Here is an 18,019-nt window from a genome sequence, read left to right as displayed (position 1 = left end):
ATGTACAATGTTGCCACCATTACACCATAAGGTATTTCCTTTGTCACAATTGCCGATTGAAGCCGTGATGCCTGAGTTGCTGACGGCGGTCAAAAATCAACATCAAGTGATCTTAAAAGCGGCGCCTGGTGCCGGTAAGTCGACTTACTTCCCTTTGCAGTTACTCTTAAATCATTCGGTTGCTGGAAAAATCATCATGCTTGAGCCAAGACGACTCGCGGCGCGTAACATTGCCCGTTATCTTGCTGAGCAATTGGGAGAACAAGTTGGTCAACGCGTGGGTTATCGAGTTCGTGGCGAGGCAAAGGTAAGTTCTGCAACGCAGCTGGAGATCGTGACCGAAGGGATCATGACCAGGATGATCCAAACTGACCCTGAACTGGATGGGGTTGATCTACTGATCTTTGATGAGTTTCATGAACGCAGCATTCATGCCGATACCGCTTTGGCATTCAGTTTAGAAGTTCAAGAGGCATTGCGAGACGATCTCAAGCTGGTGGTAATGTCGGCAACGCTTGACCAACAAGCATTACAATCGTTGTTGCCAGAAGCCAGTTACATTGAATCTGAAGGGCGCAGCTTTGATGTGGCAATGCGCTACCAGCCGTTAGGTGTGAACGAGCATTTACCTACGAGTATGGCAAAAACAATAGAAAGTCTTATGAACAAAGAGTCTGGATCTTTGTTGGCTTTCCTACCGGGTGTTGGTGCCATAAAACAAGTTGAAGAGCGGTTGTCTCATTTAGCGGATGATATCGACGTATGCCCACTTTATGGTCAACTGAGCTTTGCAGATCAACAAAAAGCGATTACGCCAGCAGAACAAGGTAAGCGTAAAGTCGTTCTAGCGACCAACATTGCAGAAACTTCACTAACGATTGAAGGCATTCGCCTCGTCGTTGATTCTGGGTTAGAGCGTATTGCCCGCTTTGATTTGAAAAACGGTTTAACACGCTTAGAGCAAACACGCATTGCACAGTCTTCAGCGATTCAGCGTGCAGGACGAGCGGGACGAATAGAAGAGGGCATTTGTGTTCGTCTTTATTCTGAAAGCCAGTTCAAGCAGCAACCGCTGGTTCCCCTACCCGAAATTTTGCATTCCGATTTGGCTAGTTTAGTTATGGAGCTTGCCTTTTGGGGAACGGGTGATATCCACGATCTAAAGTGGCTTGATGTTCCCGCTAATGCGTCATTGGAACAAGCGAAGCAGCTATTGGTGTCATTGGGACTACTGACGGAAAAAGGGCAATTAACGTCCGAAGGAAAACAGGCGCATGAACTAGGCGTTGAGCCTCGTGCGGCTGCGATGCTAATTAAAGCGCTATCTTACAGTGATAAGATGTTAAATGCTGCTTTGGCGGCGGTCGCACTGATTGAAGAGCCAGAGAGAAATGTTACCAATATCGCTCATAGCTTGCATCGTTGGCTTGTTGGTACTCATCCAAAAAAGTCGATGTTGTTCAAGCGTGCTCAATCTCTGGCGTACAAATTGGATACGGTATTTGACCTGAAAGGCGTGGATGAAGATGCATTACCGCTGGTGTTAAGTTTGGCATTTCCAGATCGCATTGCGCAGCAGCGCACAAATCAATTTGGGCGATTTACTTTGGCTAATGGTCATGGTGCAGAATGTCATCAGGAAGACATGCTAGGTGGCTGTGAGTATTTGGTTGCCGTTGACTTAATGCGTTCTCATTCTAATTCAAGTCAAATTCATTCGGCATGTGAATTGGATGTCAATATATTGCGAACGACCTTTGATACGCTATTTTCGTCTGAAGAAGTAGTGGACTGGGATGAAAAAAGAGGCCGTCTAATAGCTGAGCGACAAACAAAACTCGGTCTGCTGGTCGTTGAACGCGAGCCGTTGCCAAGCCCGGGCAAAGAAAAAATGACACAAGCTTTACTCACGTATGTCCGCCGCCAGGGCTTACAGAGTCTAAACTGGACACCGGCAGCGGAGAGCTTGTTGGCTCGGATTCGTTGTGCGGTGGAATGGTTACCTGAGCAGTCATGGCCAGTGTTTGATGAAGCCAGTTTGCTGGATTCATTAGAGGAGTGGTTAGAACCATACATGACGTCTGTCAGCTCGGTTAAAGACCTGAGCAAGATAAACTTGGTCGAAGCGCTTAATGCTCTATTAGGTTGGCCACTCAATCAACAACTGGATGAATGGTTACCTGAGCATTACCAACTACCCACAGGTTCAAAGAAGCGTATCCGTTACCAATATGGCCACGAGCCGATATTATCGGTGCGTATGCAAGAAGTATTTGGGGAGAGTGGTTCCCCAACGGTAGCTCTTGGCCGCAAGCGTTTGGTGCTTGAACTGCTTTCACCGGCACAACGTCCATTGCAAGTAACGTCGGACTTGGCGGCTTTCTGGAACGGAAGCTACAAAGACGTTCAAAAAGAGATGAAAGGGCGCTACCCAAAACACGTTTGGCCAGATGATCCTGCCAATCATGTAGCAACAACGAAAACAAAAAGACAATTGAATAATGACTGACAGCAAGAAGCCTAGCGCGAAAAAAGCGCCAGCGAAGAAAAGTACAACCAATAAAGGAACCGCAAAACAGACTCGACGTACGCCGAGTAAAAAGCCGACTAACGAGAAACGTTCGTGGTTGAAAGTTCTGTGGTCGTTTAGCTGGAAAGCTGGCGTTGCACTTGCCGCTGTTTTGCTGTTTGTTGGGATTTACTTAGATAGTGTGGTGAAAGAACGCTTTGAAGGTCAGCTGTTTGAGCTGCCAACGGTGGTTTATGCCCGTATCTTGAATCTAAGCCCTGGTGAGAATATCACCATCCAAGAACTGCGCAACGAGCTAGATGTGTTGAATTACCGTAAAGTGAGTCAACCTCGTTACCCAGGCGAATATTCCTCTTCTTCCACTCGGATTGAATTGATTCGTCGTCCATTCGAGTTTGCCGATGGTCCCGAGCCGGATCGTCACATTATGCTGCATTTCTCTGATTCCGGCTTGCAACGTATTCAGTCTTTAGAATCTCGAGGAGACCTTGGTTACTTGCGCCTAGAACCGAAGATGTTGGGCATGCTGGAGAAAGACCGTGATGAACAGCGCCTTTTCTTACGTCGTGATCAGTTCCCTGAAATTTTGGTGGATGCACTGCTTGCGACCGAAGACCGGGATTTTTATCAACATGACGGGGTGTCACCGCTCGCGATTGCACGTGCATTGGTTGCGAACATTAAGGCGGGTCGTACTGTTCAAGGTGGTAGTACGCTGACTCAGCAATTGGCAAAAAACCTGTTTTTGACTCGTGATAAAACACTGTGGCGTAAAGTTCGAGAAGCGTATATCGCGCTAATTTTGGATTACCGTTACAGCAAAGATCGTATCTTAGAAGCCTACCTAAACGAAGTGTACCTAGGTCAAAGTGGAGGTGAAGCGATCCACGGGTTTGGCTTGGCGTCGCGTTACTATTTTGGGCAGCCAATTCAGGAGTTGCGAATCGATCAGCTGGCGATGTTAGTTGGGATGGTAAAAGGACCGTCTTACTACAACCCAATTCGTTACCCTGAGAGAACGAAAGAGCGTCGTGATCTCGTTCTGCGCCTGTTAATGCAGCAAAACATGTTGACTTCAGAGCAGTATGAACAAGCTGTAAGTCGTCCACTCGATACGCAAAGCAAGCCACGTATTGCGAGCCGTCAGCCAGCTTATTTCCAACAATTGAGTATTGAATTAAAAGAAAAAGTTGGGGAGCGATTTAAGGCAGAGACCGGACTGCGCGTATTTACGTCTCTGGACCCAGTATCGCAAAGCAAAATGGAACAAGCTATCGCGAAAAAGATCCCAGAACTAGCTAAACGGGGTGGTAAAGAGTTAGAAGCCGCTGCTGTGGCCGTTGATCGCCATAGTGGTGAAATCCGTGCGATGGTTGGTGGTAAACGTGTCGGTTATGAAGGCTTTAACCGAGCGCTCAATGCCAGTCGTCCAATTGGTTCTTTAGTGAAACCAGCGATTTACTTAACGGCTCTAGAACAACCGGATAAATACAACCTAGGCACGACGCTACACGACACGCCGTTAAGTCTGAAGAGCAGTAAAGGTAACGTGTGGACGCCGCGCAACTACGATAGAAAATATCGTGGTGATGTGCCACTTTACATTGCTTTAGCGAAATCACTTAACGTACCAACCGTGCGCTTAGGTATGGCACTTGGCATTCCTGAAGTGTCCAATACTTTAGCGCGTTTGGGCGTGAACAAAGACGAAATTCGCCCAGTGCCTTCGATGTTTTTGGGTTCGTTTTCTTTGACGCCATTCGAAGTCGCACAGATGTATCAGACTCTGACGAATTCAGGTAAGCGTGCAAAACTGACCGCTCTGCGCTCAGTCATGGATATGGAAGGTAATGTGCTGTATCAATCCTTGCCTCGTTCATCAAGAGCCGTGGATGAACAAGCTGCATGGCTAACGACCTACGCGATGAAACAAGGGGTTGCTCAAGGCACTGGCCGCTTCTTACAAAGCCAGTTTGGTTGGGCTGCATTGGCAGGAAAAACGGGTACCAGTAATGACAACCGCGATAGTTGGTTTGTCGGTGTTGATGGTCGTGAGGTGACGACAATTTGGCTAGGCCGCGACGATAATAAACCCGTGAATCTAACGGGGTCGAGTGGTGCATTACGAGTGTACGCAGAGTACTTGAAGCAGCGTATTCCTGAGCGCTTAGAGCTCCCATGGCCAAGAGAAATCACCACATTAGGGTTCAAGCCTACATCTGATGGAGGTTTAGAAATGAACTGCCGTAGTGATTACAAACTGCCGGTTTGGGATAAAACCGGTCAGATAAAGCAACAGTGTGAGAAGAAATCAAACTGGTTAAATAGCATATTTGATTGGTAGCATCGCCAAATCAACAACATTAGCTTGTTTATCTGATTAATTCTTAGTACATATTAGGGCGTGTTAGTACAGTACTGCTAGCACGCCCTACTTGATCAGATATTCAATAAAGGAAGAAGTGAATGTTCAAAAAGCTGTTATCAAGCCCATCGGTTCGCAACTTTGCGCTTTGGGTTAGTACCTTTTTGATGATCACTCCTTCTGTTTCCCTCGCAAACTCTCTAACAAAAACGGATGACTTGGAACCTCGACCAAAGGTGGCGGTTGTGCTCGCTGGTGGAGGAGCGAAAGGGGCGGCACACATTGGGGTTTTAAAAGCATTGGAAGAAATGCAGATCCCTGTCGATATTGTGACCGGTACCAGTATGGGCGCCTATGTGGGTGGGCTTTATGCCACGGGTATGAGTGCTGATGAAATCGAGAGTTTTATCTACACCGTCGATTGGGGCAGCGGTTATCGAGATCGTGTTGACCGTAGCCAACGTCGAGTTCGTGACAAAGAGTATGAAGACCGCTATCAAATTAATACCGATCTCGGCTTAAGGTTCGGTGAGGTACGAGCACCAACGGGTGTGGTGCAAGGCCAGAACATGTTGCGAGTATTGCGTGAGACTACAGGGAACTTAGGGCGATTCGATTCTTTTGATGATCTTGCCATTCCTTATCGTTCTGTTGCGACTGATATTCTTGCCCTAGAAGAAGTCGTACTGGGCAATGGTTACCTTGTGGACGCCATGATGGCTAGCATGTCTGTACCAGGAGCGCTTCCTCCCTATAAGCTCAATGGCCATATGCTTGTTGATGGCGGCGTCGTCAATAACATGCCTGTCGATGTGGCTCGCGCCATGGGGGCTGATGTCGTTATTGCCGTCGATATTAGCACCGACTACAAAACCGAAGATGAATTTACGGGGCTGTTTACTGTCGCGGACCAACTCTCTAACTATCTCGTTCGTCGTAGTACACAACAGCAAGTGGACGAGCTTGAACCTCAAGATATCTATATTCGTCCCAATGTGGGCACCATGGAAACCGTCGAGTTCGACAAAATGCCTTGGGCTTTTCAAGCTGGGTACGATATTACCAAGCAATTAAAAGACAAGCTGAAAGAGTTACGCTTGTCCAACGCGGACTATCAAAAATACATCGATCGCAAACAAGAAGTTCGTAAAACTTTGATTTATGGCGATCAGCGTGTGGTTGATGACATAGTGATTGTTAATAACACGCACTACAGCGATGTGCTGTTGACGAATCGTATTGAATTAGAAACCGGACGTCGTATTTCAACGGCCGAAATTGAGAAAGCCGTTGAAAACCTCTACGCGTTAGATCGGTTCGAGCTCATCACTTATCACTTTGAAGAGGTGGATGGTGAGACATTGTTGGTTTTTGATGTTAACGAGAAGTCGTGGGGGCCTAATTATCTCAACTTCCGATTTTTTCTGGAAGATGACTTCGATACAGATAGCCAGTACGGCATAGGAATATCGACCAACTTTACCAATTTAAACTCTCATGGCGCGGAGTTGGCGTTCAACGTAGAAATGGGCACGGATAAGCTGATTGAAGCTGAGTTGTATTCCCCTGTTTTATCTAGCCAAGAACTTTTTGTATCGGGGCGAATTTCCTATGGTAGTGAGAGCCGAAACTTACCTTTAACAGAGCCTCAAGCACCAGATTTAGAGTCAGTAAATGACTTTTTTCCGGTCACTTACGATGATTTTACAACAGAGTTAGCGATAGGTATCCAACCCACATTGTGGCAAGAACTTCGATTTGGCGCTCGCTACTCTACCGGAGATATTGAGCTTTCTACTTTGGCTTCTGCTGGTAAATTGGATTTTGAACGTCGTGGCCTGTTTGCGAACTATCGCCTAGATACACTTGATGATTTCGCATTTCCGACTCGCGGGCTTTTAGTCGATCTCGAATATTTAGTGTCTCATGATCAAAGTCCTCAGGGCGTTAGCCTTTTAGAAACTGACAAAATTATTGAAGATACCGTGTATGAAATCTCTGCACGATTTAAAGGTGCAGTGAGTCATCAGCGTCATACTTTAGTCGGACATGCTGAATATAGTTTTGTAGAGAGTAAAAACTCATCTTTACCGCTTGATCCCAGAGAGTTGGGCGGCTTCTTAAGCCTATCGGGAATCCCAAGAAATAGCCTGATCGGACAGAACTTATTTTTCAGCAGTTTGGTGTACCGATATAAGTGGTTTGATAATGATTTCGGATTGTTTGAAGCTCCAGTCTACCTGGGCGCATCGGTCGAATATGGCGGCGTTTGGTCTGATAATGATCTGAAACTAAACGAAGCGCCGCTTTACAATGCTGGCTCCATCTTCTTTGGTGTTGACTCACCAATAGGACCAATAATGTTGGCATACGGTCGTACCGAGCAAGATTTGGATGCTGTGTATTTGATCGTAGGAACATCGTTTAATTAATCGGGTATGAGAAAGCAAAAACTTGGCATATTTGGTCAAAATTAGCAGAACTTTAGTCGTAAGTTGCTATGTTGGTCAAAATGATAAGATTTTAATTTAAGGTTAAATTTGCTATTATTTTGCCCACAGTTTGGCCTCTACGGCGCTGTTTCTCAATCATAATTGAATGAAAACAAGGGCAATGGAGAGCCAAGTTTCCAAGGATGTTCACTCCTTTACTTTAACAATAGTAATAATAGAGGAGGAACCGCAATGAGAGGAAAAAGTCGTGCTTGAAGCCTACCGTAAACACGTCGAAGAGCGTGCTGCTGAAGGAGTTGTTCCTAAACCGCTAGACGCAGAACAAGTTGCTGGACTTGTAGAACTTCTGAAAAATCCCCCGCAAGGTGAAGAAAAAGTCATTCTTGACCTACTTGAAAACCGTATCCCTCCAGGTGTTGATGAAGCTGCTTATGTAAAAGCGGGTTTCCTAACAGCAGTAGCAAAAGGTGAAGTTAAATCACCATTAGTGAGTCGTGAAAAAGCGGCTGAACTGCTAGGCACTATGCAAGGTGGTTACAACATCGAACCGCTAGTTGAGCTATTGGATGATGAAGCACTGGCAGAGATCGCAGTAAAAGCGCTGTCTCATACGCTGCTGATGTTTGATGCTTTCTATGACGTAGAAGAGAAAGCGAAAGCAGGCAATGCGCATGCACAGAAAGTACTTCAATCATGGGCTGATGCTGAGTGGTTCCTTTCTAAGCCTAAGCTTGAAGAAAAAGTCACTCTAACCGTATTTAAAGTAACAGGTGAAACGAACACGGATGACCTTTCACCTGCACCTGACGCTTGGTCTCGCCCTGATATCCCAGTACACGCACTGGCGATGCTTAAAAACGAGCGTGAAGGAATAAACCCTGATCAACCGGGTACTATTGGCCCGATCAAGCAAATTGAAGAGTTAAAAGAAAAAGGTCATCAATTGGTTTACGTTGGTGATGTTGTTGGTACTGGCTCTTCACGTAAATCGGCAACCAACTCAGTGCTTTGGTTTATGGGTGATGATATCCCTTACGTTCCAAACAAACGAGCTGGTGGGTATGTGCTTGGTGGCAAAATTGCCCCTATCTTCTTTAACACAATGGAAGATGCTGGCGCACTACCAATCGAAGTTGACGTAACTAAGCTCAACATGGGCGATGTTATCGATGTTTACCCATATGAAGGTAAAGTTTGCAACCACGAAACTGGTGAGGTTCTAGCTGAGTTCTCGCTAAAAACAGAAGTACTGATTGATGAAGTTCGTGCTGGTGGTCGTATCCCATTGATCATCGGTCGTGGTTTGACAGACAAAGCGCGCCAGTCTCTAGGTCTTGAGCCTTCGGACGTATTCCGCAAACCTGGTGAAATCGCAGATTCTGGTAAAGGCTACACGCTTGCACAGAAAATGGTTGGTAAAGCATGTGGCGTAGAAGGCATCCGTCCTGGAACCTACTGTGAGCCGAAAATGACGACAGTAGGTTCGCAAGATACTACTGGCCCTATGACTCGTGATGAACTTAAAGACTTGGCGTGTCTCGGCTTCTCTGCTGATCTTGTCATGCAGTCTTTCTGTCACACATCGGCTTATCCAAAACCAGTAGACGTTAACACTCACCATACACTTCCGGACTTTATTATGAACCGCGGTGGTGTATCTCTTCGTCCTGGTGACGGTATTATCCACTCATGGCTAAACCGTATGCTACTGCCGGATACTGTTGGTACGGGTGGTGACTCACATACTCGTTTCCCTCTGGGTATTTCATTCCCAGCTGGCTCGGGCTTGGTTGCCTTTGCAGCTGCGACAGGCGTTATGCCGCTAGACATGCCAGAGTCAATCTTGGTTCGTTTTAAAGGTGAAATGCAACCGGGTATTACACTGCGTGATCTTGTTCATGCCATCCCTTACTACGCGATTCAGCAAGGTTTACTAACGGTAGAAAAAGCGGGCAAGATCAACGAATTTTCTGGCCGTATCCTTGAGATTGAAGGCTTAGAGACGCTAACGGTTGAGCAAGCATTTGAGCTTTCTGATGCATCTGCAGAGCGTTCGGCGGCAGGTTGTACTGTAAAACTGTCTCAAGAGTCGATCGAAGAGTACTTAAACTCTAACATCGTGATGCTGAAGTGGATGATCTCTGAAGGTTACGGTGATCGCCGTACTATCGAGCGCCGCATTACTGCAATGCAAGAGTGGCTAGCAAACCCTGAGCTGATGCAAGCAGATAAAGACGCTGAATACGCACATGTGATTGAAATCGATATGGCTGAAATCAATGAGCCAGTACTATGTGCACCGAATGACCCAGATGACGCTCGTTTGTTGTCTGAAGTACAAGGCACAGCGATTGATGAAGTGTTCATCGGTTCTTGTATGACGAACATCGGTCACTTCCGCGCAGCAGGTAAATTGCTTGATAAGTTCAATGGCCAGTTAGCGACGCGCCTTTGGGTAGCGCCACCAACAAAGATGGATCAAGACCAACTGATTGAAGAAGGCTACTACGGTATCTTCGGACGTGCAGGGGTGCGTATTGAAACGCCAGGGTGTTCACTTTGTATGGGTAACCAAGCGCGTGTTGCAGATAAATCAACAGTAATGTCGACTTCAACGCGTAACTTCCCGAACCGTCTGGGTACTGGTGCGAATGTTTACCTATCGTCAGCTGAGCTAGCTGCAGTAGGTGCAATCCTAGGTAAAATTCCAACCAAAGAAGAATACCTAGAATACGCGAAGCAAATCGACGCTACGGCAACGGATACGTACCGCTACTTGAACTTCCATAAAATGGATCAATACACCAAGAAAGCGGACGAAGTGATCTTCCAAGAACCGGCATAATCAGAAATGCACAATTCAAAAGCACCTCACATGAGGTGCTTTTTTTATGGGAGCAATTCGCTATACTCGCACCAAATTGATACGAAATAGGCAATCTCGGTGGAATTTGAATTCATTCGTAACACGTTGATGGGCGAGTACTACGTAAAATGTAGCATGGGACATGAGATTGTAGGGCGCTGGTTGCAAGAAGAAATTGGCAAAGATCCGATGAAGATTGCACAGGTTGAAAAGCTAATTGAGCGGTCATTTTCAGTGCCTTCTCAGGAGCATAACCTAACAGGCACGGAAATTAGCTTGATGATTCAGGGCGACGAAGTTCTTGTACAAGAAAACGCATTAGCCCATGAATATGATGTCGAGATGGAAAGTGAGTTCGACTTCTACAATGCAGAAAGTACAGCAAGTTGTGGGATAGAGGATTTCATGGCACTTATCGAACAGTGGAAAGACTTTTTGAACATTTAATGCACAATTTTGGGTAACTTCTCTGCCGTTGCTTTAAATTTGTGAAAAGGGCGCACCGATATGGTGCGCCCTTTTTGTTTATAGATATGTAAATTGAGGTTAGTTTTTATTATTCAATAACTTAAAAACTTGGCACGTAGATTGGATTATAAGAAGTGTTTCAGGAAGAAAGCTTCGGAGATAACTCAATGAAAATAATCAATGCCATTATTAAGCCGTTTAAATTAGACGATGTACGAGAAGCATTGGCTGATGTCGGTATCGAAGGGATGACAGTATCAGAAGTTAAAGGGTTCGGTCGTCAAAAAGGTCACACGGAATTGTACCGCGGTGCAGAGTATCAAGTCGATTTTCTACCAAAGGTGAAAATTGAAATCGCGACTCACGCAGACAATGTAGATCGCGTTGTTGAAGCAATTACAAAAGCTGCGCAAACCGGAAAAATCGGCGACGGTAAAATTTTTGTTTACGATCTGAACCAAGCGGTGCGTATCCGAACTGGCGAAATGGACGCAGAAGCACTTTAAGAATTCAAAGGATTGGAGATACTTATTATGGAATTAGCAACAACAGTAACCGAGTTACGTTACGCACTTGACACCTTTTTCTTCCTCATTTCCGGTGCGTTGGTAATGTGGATGGCAGCAGGCTTTGCGATGCTAGAGGCTGGCCTTGTGCGCTCTAAAAACACAACAGAAATTCTTACGAAGAACATCTGTTTGTACGCTATCGCATGTACGATGTTTCTGATTGTCGGTTATAACATCATGTATGTCGATAATGGAGAAGGAGGCTGGTTACCTTCATTTGGTACGCTAATTGGTACTCAAGGTGAAGGGGCCGACCACTCTTTAGAGTCTGACTTCTTCTTCCAAGTTGTCTTCGTTGCAACTGCTATGTCCGTCGTTTCTGGTGCGGTAGCTGAGCGCATGAAGCTTTGGTCTTTCTTGATTTTCTCTGCGATTTTAACTGCGTTTATCTATCCAATGGAAGGTTACTGGACATGGGGTGGAGGCTTCCTAGCAGAAGCTGGATTTAGTGACTTTGCGGGGTCTGGTATCGTACATATGGCAGGTGCTTCTGCTGCTCTTGCTGGTGTGTTACTGCTTGGCGCGCGTAAGGGTAAGTACGGTAAAAATGGTGAAATCTATCCGATTCCAGGTTCTAACATGCCTTTGGCAACGTTGGGTACTTTTATCCTTTGGTTTGGCTGGTTTGGATTTAACGGTGGTTCTCAGTTGATGGTTTCAGATTTTGAGAATGCTACAGCGGTAGGTCAGATCTTTCTAAACACTAACGCAGCAGCGGCTGCTGGTGCAATTGCGGCGCTATTCGTTTGTAAAACTACTTGGGGTAAAGCCGATTTAACGATGATCCTCAATGGCGCGCTAGCTGGCTTGGTTGCCATCACTGCAGACCCTCTATCGCCATCACCACTGTACGCGGTTGCGATTGGTGCGGTGTCGGGTGCACTAGTAGTATTCAGTATCATTGCTCTAGATAAACTTAAAATTGACGATCCAGTAGGTGCTATCTCAGTTCACGGTGTGTGTGGTTTCTTCGGCCTAATGGTAGTGCCACTGAGCAACGGTGATGCAACGTTTGGTGCACAGCTTTTAGGTGCCGTAGTTATCTTTGCTTGGGTATTTGGTGCTAGCCTAGTTGTGTGGGCAATCTTGAAAGCGACCGTTGGGATTCGCGTTACAGAAGATGAAGAAATGGAAGGTATGGACATGCATGATTGTGGTGTTGGTGCTTACCCAGAGTTTGTTACGGTGAAATAATCATTAGCTTGTAATAAATGGTTACACACTTAACACAATAAAACCTGCTCCGATGAGCAGGTTTTTTAATATTCGTCATTGTCTTCTTATTGAACATACATATAATAACGCAACTGATAAACGTTATCATTAGCATGGTAAAGGATTAAACAATGAAAAAACTGCTAACTCTTTCAGCACTAACTTGCGCTACTCTAGCTCCAACAGCAATGGCTGCTGAAGAAGTGAACGTCTACTCTTACCGTCAACCTTTCCTAGTTGAACCTATGTTCAATGAGTTCACTAAAGAAACTGGTATCAAAGTAAACGTAAAATTTGCTAAAAAAGGCTTAGCAGAAAAGCTAGCTCAAGAAGGTGAGTACAGCCCTGCTGACGTTATTCTTACGACAGACATCAGCCGTCTAGCTGAACTGACAAACAAAGGTTTAGTTCAGAAAGTCGATAGCAAAATCATTGAAGAAAACGTACCTGCTCAATACCAAGATAAAGAGAATGAGTGGTTTGCTCTAACTCTACGTTCTCGTAGCGTTTATTCATCACGTGATCGCGTAGGTAAACTAGGCGCAGATTTCAACTACGCAGACTTAGCTAAGCCAGAGTTCAAAGGTAAAATTTGTACTCGTAGCGGTAAGCACCCGTACAACGTTTCTCTAGTTTCAGCAATGATTGCTCACAATGGCGAAGCAGAAACCAAAGAGTGGTTAGAAGGCGTGAAAGCAAACCTTGCTCGCAAACCACAAGGCAACGATCGTGCACAAGTTAAAGCGATCAAAGAAGGCCTATGTGATGTTTCTCTAGGTAACAGCTACTACCTAGGTAAAATGGTTAACGACAAAGAGCAAAAAGCTTGGGCTGATGCAGTTTACATCAACTTCCCTAACCAAGAGACTACAGGCACTCACGTGAATATCTCTGGTATGGCGATGGCTAAGTACTCTCCAAACAAAGACAATGCTGTGAAGCTAATGGAATTCCTAACGGGTGACAAAGCGCAGCAAATGTACGCAGAAGTTAACTACGAGTACCCAGTTAAAGAAGGCGTGAAGCGTTCTGAGCTTGTGGAATCTTGGGGTGACTTTAAAGCAGACAAGCTTTCTCTAGACGATATTGCAGCCAACCACGAAGCGGCAATTAAGCTATTAGATGAAGTGAAATTTGACCTTTAATTCCTTGTGGGGGTATAACAGTACCCCCATTTGATTAAAGGATATGAGATGTATTTGCAACAGCATTTGTATTTCATACAGCCTTGCAGTAATTAGGCGATGAAAGATAAACACTCTTTATGGAAAACCAGTAGTGGGGTAATAACTCTGCTACTGGTTTTGCCGATCTTAGCGATCTTCTACACCGCAATTGGTGAAACGGATGATTTGTTTGCTCATTTAATGGCAACGGTCATGCCGACTTATATTTTTAACACGGTTGCGCTAACTGTTGGCGTAATGGTGCTGTCCTTAATTCTTGGTATTCCAAGCGCTTGGATAATGGCCATGTGTAAACTGCCGACCGAAAAATGGTTGCAGTGGGCATTGGTGCTACCTCTTGCAATGCCAGGTTATATCATTGGTTATATTTTTACTGATTGGTTTGATTTTGCAGGCCCGATTCAGATCTTTTTGCGTGATGTAACCGGATGGGGACCTGGCGAGTATTGGTTCCCTGACATTCGTACGTTGCCTGGTGCGACCTTTGTGTTGGCTTTGGTGTTGTATCCTTACGTGTATTTATTGTGCCGGGCTGCGTTTATGGAGCAAAATGTATCTTTATTGCAAAGCGCGCGTTTGCTCAAGTGCTCTCCATGGGAAAGCTTTTGGCGCATCTCGATGCCGTTAGTAAGACCCTCTATCGCAGTAGGTTTATCATTGGTCGCAATGGAGACCATCGGTGACTTTGGTACGGTAAGTTACTTCGCGGTGAATACGTTAACCACAGCGGTCTACGATACTTGGTTGGGGTACTCTAATCTTAATGCGGCAGCCAAGATTTCTGCCATGATGCTCGTCATTGTAGTACTGCTTCTTAGTGCCGAACGATACAGCCGCCGTAAACAAAAGCTTTTTCAAAGCCAATTTAACAGTCACGAAGATTTTCGTTACGAGTTGACGGGCTGGAAAAAGTGGACCGCACTGGTTTGGTGTTGGGGCTTGGTTTCAGTCGCTTTTATTTTGCCGCTACTACAGCTGATTGATTATGCGATCACTTATTTTGCGCAGAGTTGGACCTCAGAGTTTCGTGAATACGCATGGAATAGCTTAGTTGTGTCTGTTATTGCTGCGATTATTGGTGTTGCTGTCGCACTGATCGTTAACTTTACCCATCGAGTCAATGGTAAACGAGAAAGCTTGGCATTTATGCGTCTTTCTTCTATGGGCTATGCAGTACCAGGAACGGTACTAGCCATCGGTGTGATGGTCGCTGTGCTGTTTATGGATCATCGTGTCAACGACGTTGCTAAAGCCATGGAGTGGGGAAGACCGGGACTTATTTTTTCTGGCTCCATGTTCGCCCTGGTTTTTGCCATGGTTGTGCGCTTTTCAGCGGTGGCGATTGGTAGTATCGAAAGTAATTTAAATAAAATTTCTCCGTCGTTAGATATGGCATCGCGCACTATGGGTTGTAAGCCCAATGTCATGCTGTGGCGCGTGCACTTTCCGCTGGTTAAGCGCGGTGCACTGATTGCGGCTTTATTAGTGTTTATCGAGTCGATGAAAGAGCTTAATGCGGCTTTGTTACTTCGTCCGTTTAACTTTGAAACACTAGCCACATACGTTTATAACTTCGCCTCGGATGAGCATTTAGAATTGGCCGCTTTGCCAGCGGTTCTGTTGGTTCTTGTTGGGTTGATCCCGCTTGTTGTTGTTAACCGTTCACTGGAGCAAAATCACTGATGAGCTGTGCATTATCAATTAAAAACCTAACGTGCCAATATGATGATCAAACCGTACTCGAATCATTGTCTCTTGAGGTAGAACAAGGGCAGATTGTCTGTTTGCTAGGAGCTAGTGGCTGTGGGAAAACAACACTATTAAAGGCCGTTGCGGGATTATTGCCGTTAACGTCAGGCGAAATGAGTCTAAATTGCGTCACAATTGATGATGGGGAAAACTGGTTGCCGCCAGAACAGCGTAATATCGGGATGATTTTCCAAGATTACGCACTTTTTCCTCACTTGACGGTGGAGCAAAACATTGCCTTTGGCTTAAAGCAGTGCTCGACAAAAGAGAAAAATGCCAAAGTTCAAGAGATGTTAGAACTCGTGCATCTTCAAGGTTATGGCGATCGTTATCCTCATCAATTGTCTGGTGGACAGCAGCAGCGTGTTGCGATTGCTCGCTCATTAGCTTACAGCCCAGACTTATTGTTACTTGATGAACCGTTTTCTAATATTGATACGCAAGTTCGCCATGAGTTGATAAGTGAGATCCGTAAGATTTTTAAGGCCCAAGGTGTGACTGCCATTTTTGTTACGCATAGCCGTGAAGAGGCTTTTGCTTTCGCCGATAAAATGGCAGTGATGAACAATGGAGTCATCGAGCAATATGGCACAGCATCTGAGCTTTACTACCAGCCTTCAAGTAAATTTGTCGCTGATTTCTTAGGTGGTGGCAGTTACCTTGCTGCTAAACGGGTTTCGAATTCAGAATATGAAACCCACTTGGGCGTGGTTGAAGCCACGGCTCAACAAGATATTCCAGTACAGGCGGAGTGCTCTTTACTGCTAAGACCGCAGCATGTGCAAATTCAATCCGATGAAGATAGTTCGGTAACCGTATTGGAACAGCATTTTATGGGTGATCACTGCCGTTATGTGATTAACGCGAATGGTGACCGTTTGTTAGCTACAGCTTCGCAAGCATTAAATATAGGTGAGTCCGTCGCGGTGAAAATTGAAACGCAAGGCGTCCTGGCATTTGCTTAACGCTCCTGAGTATCTTTTCTATCTCGTTTACGACTTCCCAACATACAATAAAAAGCCCGGCTGTGGAGCCGGGCAAGTGCTCTTCTCCTGTTGATGAGCGCCTTTTCAGACAGCGTTGACTCTCATCATAGTGCTCGAAGCGGGCACAAGGTTCAGTTATAAAGACAAGAAGTCTTTAAACTGTTGAAGAACACGTTCCGCAGTGTCCTTATCTTGCATCTCTGCAAAAATTCGTAGCAGTGGCTCAGTGCCAGAGAAGCGAGCGATGATCCAACCGCCGTTCTTGAAGTAGACTTTCGCACCATCTTCATAGCTGACTTTTTCGATTTCAAACTCGAACTCAGGCAACTGCTTTTCAACATAAATCTTGTTGAACAGTACGTCTTTTTGCGCTGGTTTGAACTTGCAATCGCCTTCTGCCATGTAGGCATAGCCGTACTTGCCGTAGATTTCATCCAGCAACTCAGACAGCTTCTTGCCGGTTACTGAAATCATTTCTACCAATAGGCTTGATGCGAATACGCCGTCTTTACCTTTGATGTGGCCGCGAATGGTTAGGCCACCAGAGCTTTCCCCGCCAATCAGTGAGTCATCCGCTTCCATTTGGGAGCTGATGTGCTTAAAGCCTACAGGAACCTCAAAGTATTTCTCGCCATGATCTTCGGCGACTTTATCGAGAAGGTGGGTGGTTGCGATGTTACGTACCACGGAGCCTTTCCAGCCTTTGTATTCAAGTAGGTAGTAGTAAAGCAGCAGTAGAACTTCATTTGGATGAATGAAGTTACCTTTTTCGTCGATAATACCAAGACGGTCCGCATCGCCATCAGTACCGATGCCAATATCGTAACCTTGCTCTTTCACTAGGTGCATCAAACGGTAGAGTGTTGCAGCGCTTGGCGAAGGCATTAACCCACCGAAGTCTGGGTTTTTGCCATCGTTAATCACATCAACGTCACAGCGGCCGTTGATTAATACGGTTTGCAGTGCGTTTTTCGCGACACCAAACATTGGGTCGATCAAAACACGTAAATTCGCCTTCTTGATCGCTCCGATGTCGATAAAGTCGATGATTGAGTCAACGAATTCGTTCATCGGATTGATGATTTCAATCAGCTTATCTTCAACCGCTTGTTCAAAGTCGACGCTTTTTACATCTTGCGCAGTGAGCGCGTCTATTTGTGATTCGATTTTTTGGGTGATGATTTCATCTGCGTCACGACCACCTTCAATGAAGACTTTAATGCCGTTGTAATCGGCAGGGTTGTGTGATGCGGTAATACATGCCGAGTATGCGCAGCCCATTTCTTTCGCTTTAAACATTACGATAGGTGTTGGGACAAATTTGTCGATAAAGCTAACCATAATGCCGTTTGCTGCTAGAACTTCAGCGAACCAACGACCTGCTTTATCGGAAAGAAAACGACGGTCATAGCCAATCACAAAACCGCGATCAGCAACCGATTCGTTATTCGTGATGTTTGCAACTGCTTGGGCAACCAAGCGTACGTTATCTTTGGTGAACTCCTCACCAATAAATGCACGCCAACCGCCTGTACCAAATTTGATCATGATTCGATCCTCGATAAGAGCGGCATCCCACCGCGTCTTAAATCTTTGCTAGCGAACCGATGCACTTGTAAAACATAAATGCA

The 18,019-nt window shown here is 45.5% G+C and carries 11 protein-coding genes; 10 read left to right on the top strand and 1 reads right to left on the bottom strand.

Annotation, left to right across the window (positions count from 1 at the left end):
* Positions 1-40: 40 nt before the first annotated feature.
* From hrpB to R8269_RS09695, 10 genes are all read left to right on the top strand, one after another.
* Positions 41-2,509: an ATP-dependent helicase HrpB gene (gene hrpB, locus R8269_RS09740; RefSeq protein WP_258473815.1), complete on the top strand. Its 2,469-nt coding sequence runs from the start codon at positions 41-43 to the stop codon at positions 2,507-2,509.
* Positions 2,502-4,874, top strand: coding sequence for a penicillin-binding protein 1B (gene mrcB / locus R8269_RS09735; protein WP_170897444.1), 2,373 nt, complete (start codon positions 2,502-2,504; stop codon positions 4,872-4,874). The genes hrpB and mrcB overlap by 8 nt, the downstream gene beginning before the upstream one ends.
* A 122-nt stretch (positions 4,875-4,996) precedes the next feature.
* Positions 4,997-7,327 carry a patatin-like phospholipase family protein gene (locus R8269_RS09730; RefSeq protein ID WP_047102650.1) on the top strand — a complete coding sequence of 777 codons (2,331 nt, stop codon included), beginning with the start codon at positions 4,997-4,999 and terminating at the stop codon, positions 7,325-7,327.
* 268 nt (positions 7,328-7,595) lie between these two features.
* Positions 7,596-10,193 carry a bifunctional aconitate hydratase 2/2-methylisocitrate dehydratase gene (gene acnB, locus R8269_RS09725; RefSeq protein WP_318222519.1) on the top strand — a complete coding sequence of 866 codons (2,598 nt, stop codon included), beginning with the start codon at positions 7,596-7,598 and terminating at the stop codon, positions 10,191-10,193.
* A 99-nt stretch (positions 10,194-10,292) separates the two neighbouring features.
* Positions 10,293-10,661 (top strand): YacL family protein, encoded by a 369-nt coding sequence (locus R8269_RS09720; protein ID WP_206954587.1) that lies wholly within the window; start codon positions 10,293-10,295, stop codon positions 10,659-10,661.
* 188 nt (positions 10,662-10,849) lie between these two features.
* Positions 10,850-11,188, top strand: coding sequence for a P-II family nitrogen regulator (locus R8269_RS09715; RefSeq protein WP_005386570.1), 339 nt, complete (start codon positions 10,850-10,852; stop codon positions 11,186-11,188).
* Between the two features lie 27 nt (positions 11,189-11,215).
* Positions 11,216-12,445, top strand: coding sequence for an ammonium transporter (locus tag R8269_RS09710; RefSeq protein WP_047102648.1), 1,230 nt, complete (start codon positions 11,216-11,218; stop codon positions 12,443-12,445).
* Positions 12,446-12,597: 152 nt separating this feature from the next.
* A complete protein-coding gene (locus R8269_RS09705; RefSeq protein ID WP_005386566.1) occupies positions 12,598-13,611 on the top strand; it encodes a Fe(3+) ABC transporter substrate-binding protein in 1,014 nt (337 codons plus the stop codon).
* Positions 13,612-13,710: 99 nt separating this feature from the next.
* Positions 13,711-15,336 carry an ABC transporter permease gene (locus R8269_RS09700; protein WP_053304117.1) on the top strand — a complete coding sequence of 542 codons (1,626 nt, stop codon included), beginning with the start codon at positions 13,711-13,713 and terminating at the stop codon, positions 15,334-15,336.
* Complete coding sequence (locus R8269_RS09695; protein WP_005380055.1) at positions 15,336-16,367, top strand: ABC transporter ATP-binding protein; 1,032 nt, start codon at positions 15,336-15,338, stop codon at positions 16,365-16,367. The genes R8269_RS09700 and R8269_RS09695 overlap by 1 nt, the downstream gene beginning before the upstream one ends.
* 156 nt (positions 16,368-16,523) lie before the next feature.
* On the opposite strand, the gene R8269_RS09690 is transcribed toward R8269_RS09695, so the two are convergent.
* Complete coding sequence (locus tag R8269_RS09690) at positions 16,524-17,936, bottom strand: phosphoglucomutase/phosphomannomutase family protein (RefSeq protein ID WP_053304116.1); 1,413 nt, start codon at positions 17,934-17,936, stop codon at positions 16,524-16,526.
* Positions 17,937-18,019: the final 83 nt, after the last annotated feature.

The organism is Vibrio sp. Vb0667 (assembly GCF_033391095.1).
This window is presented reverse-complemented; position numbering and strand designations above follow the sequence as displayed.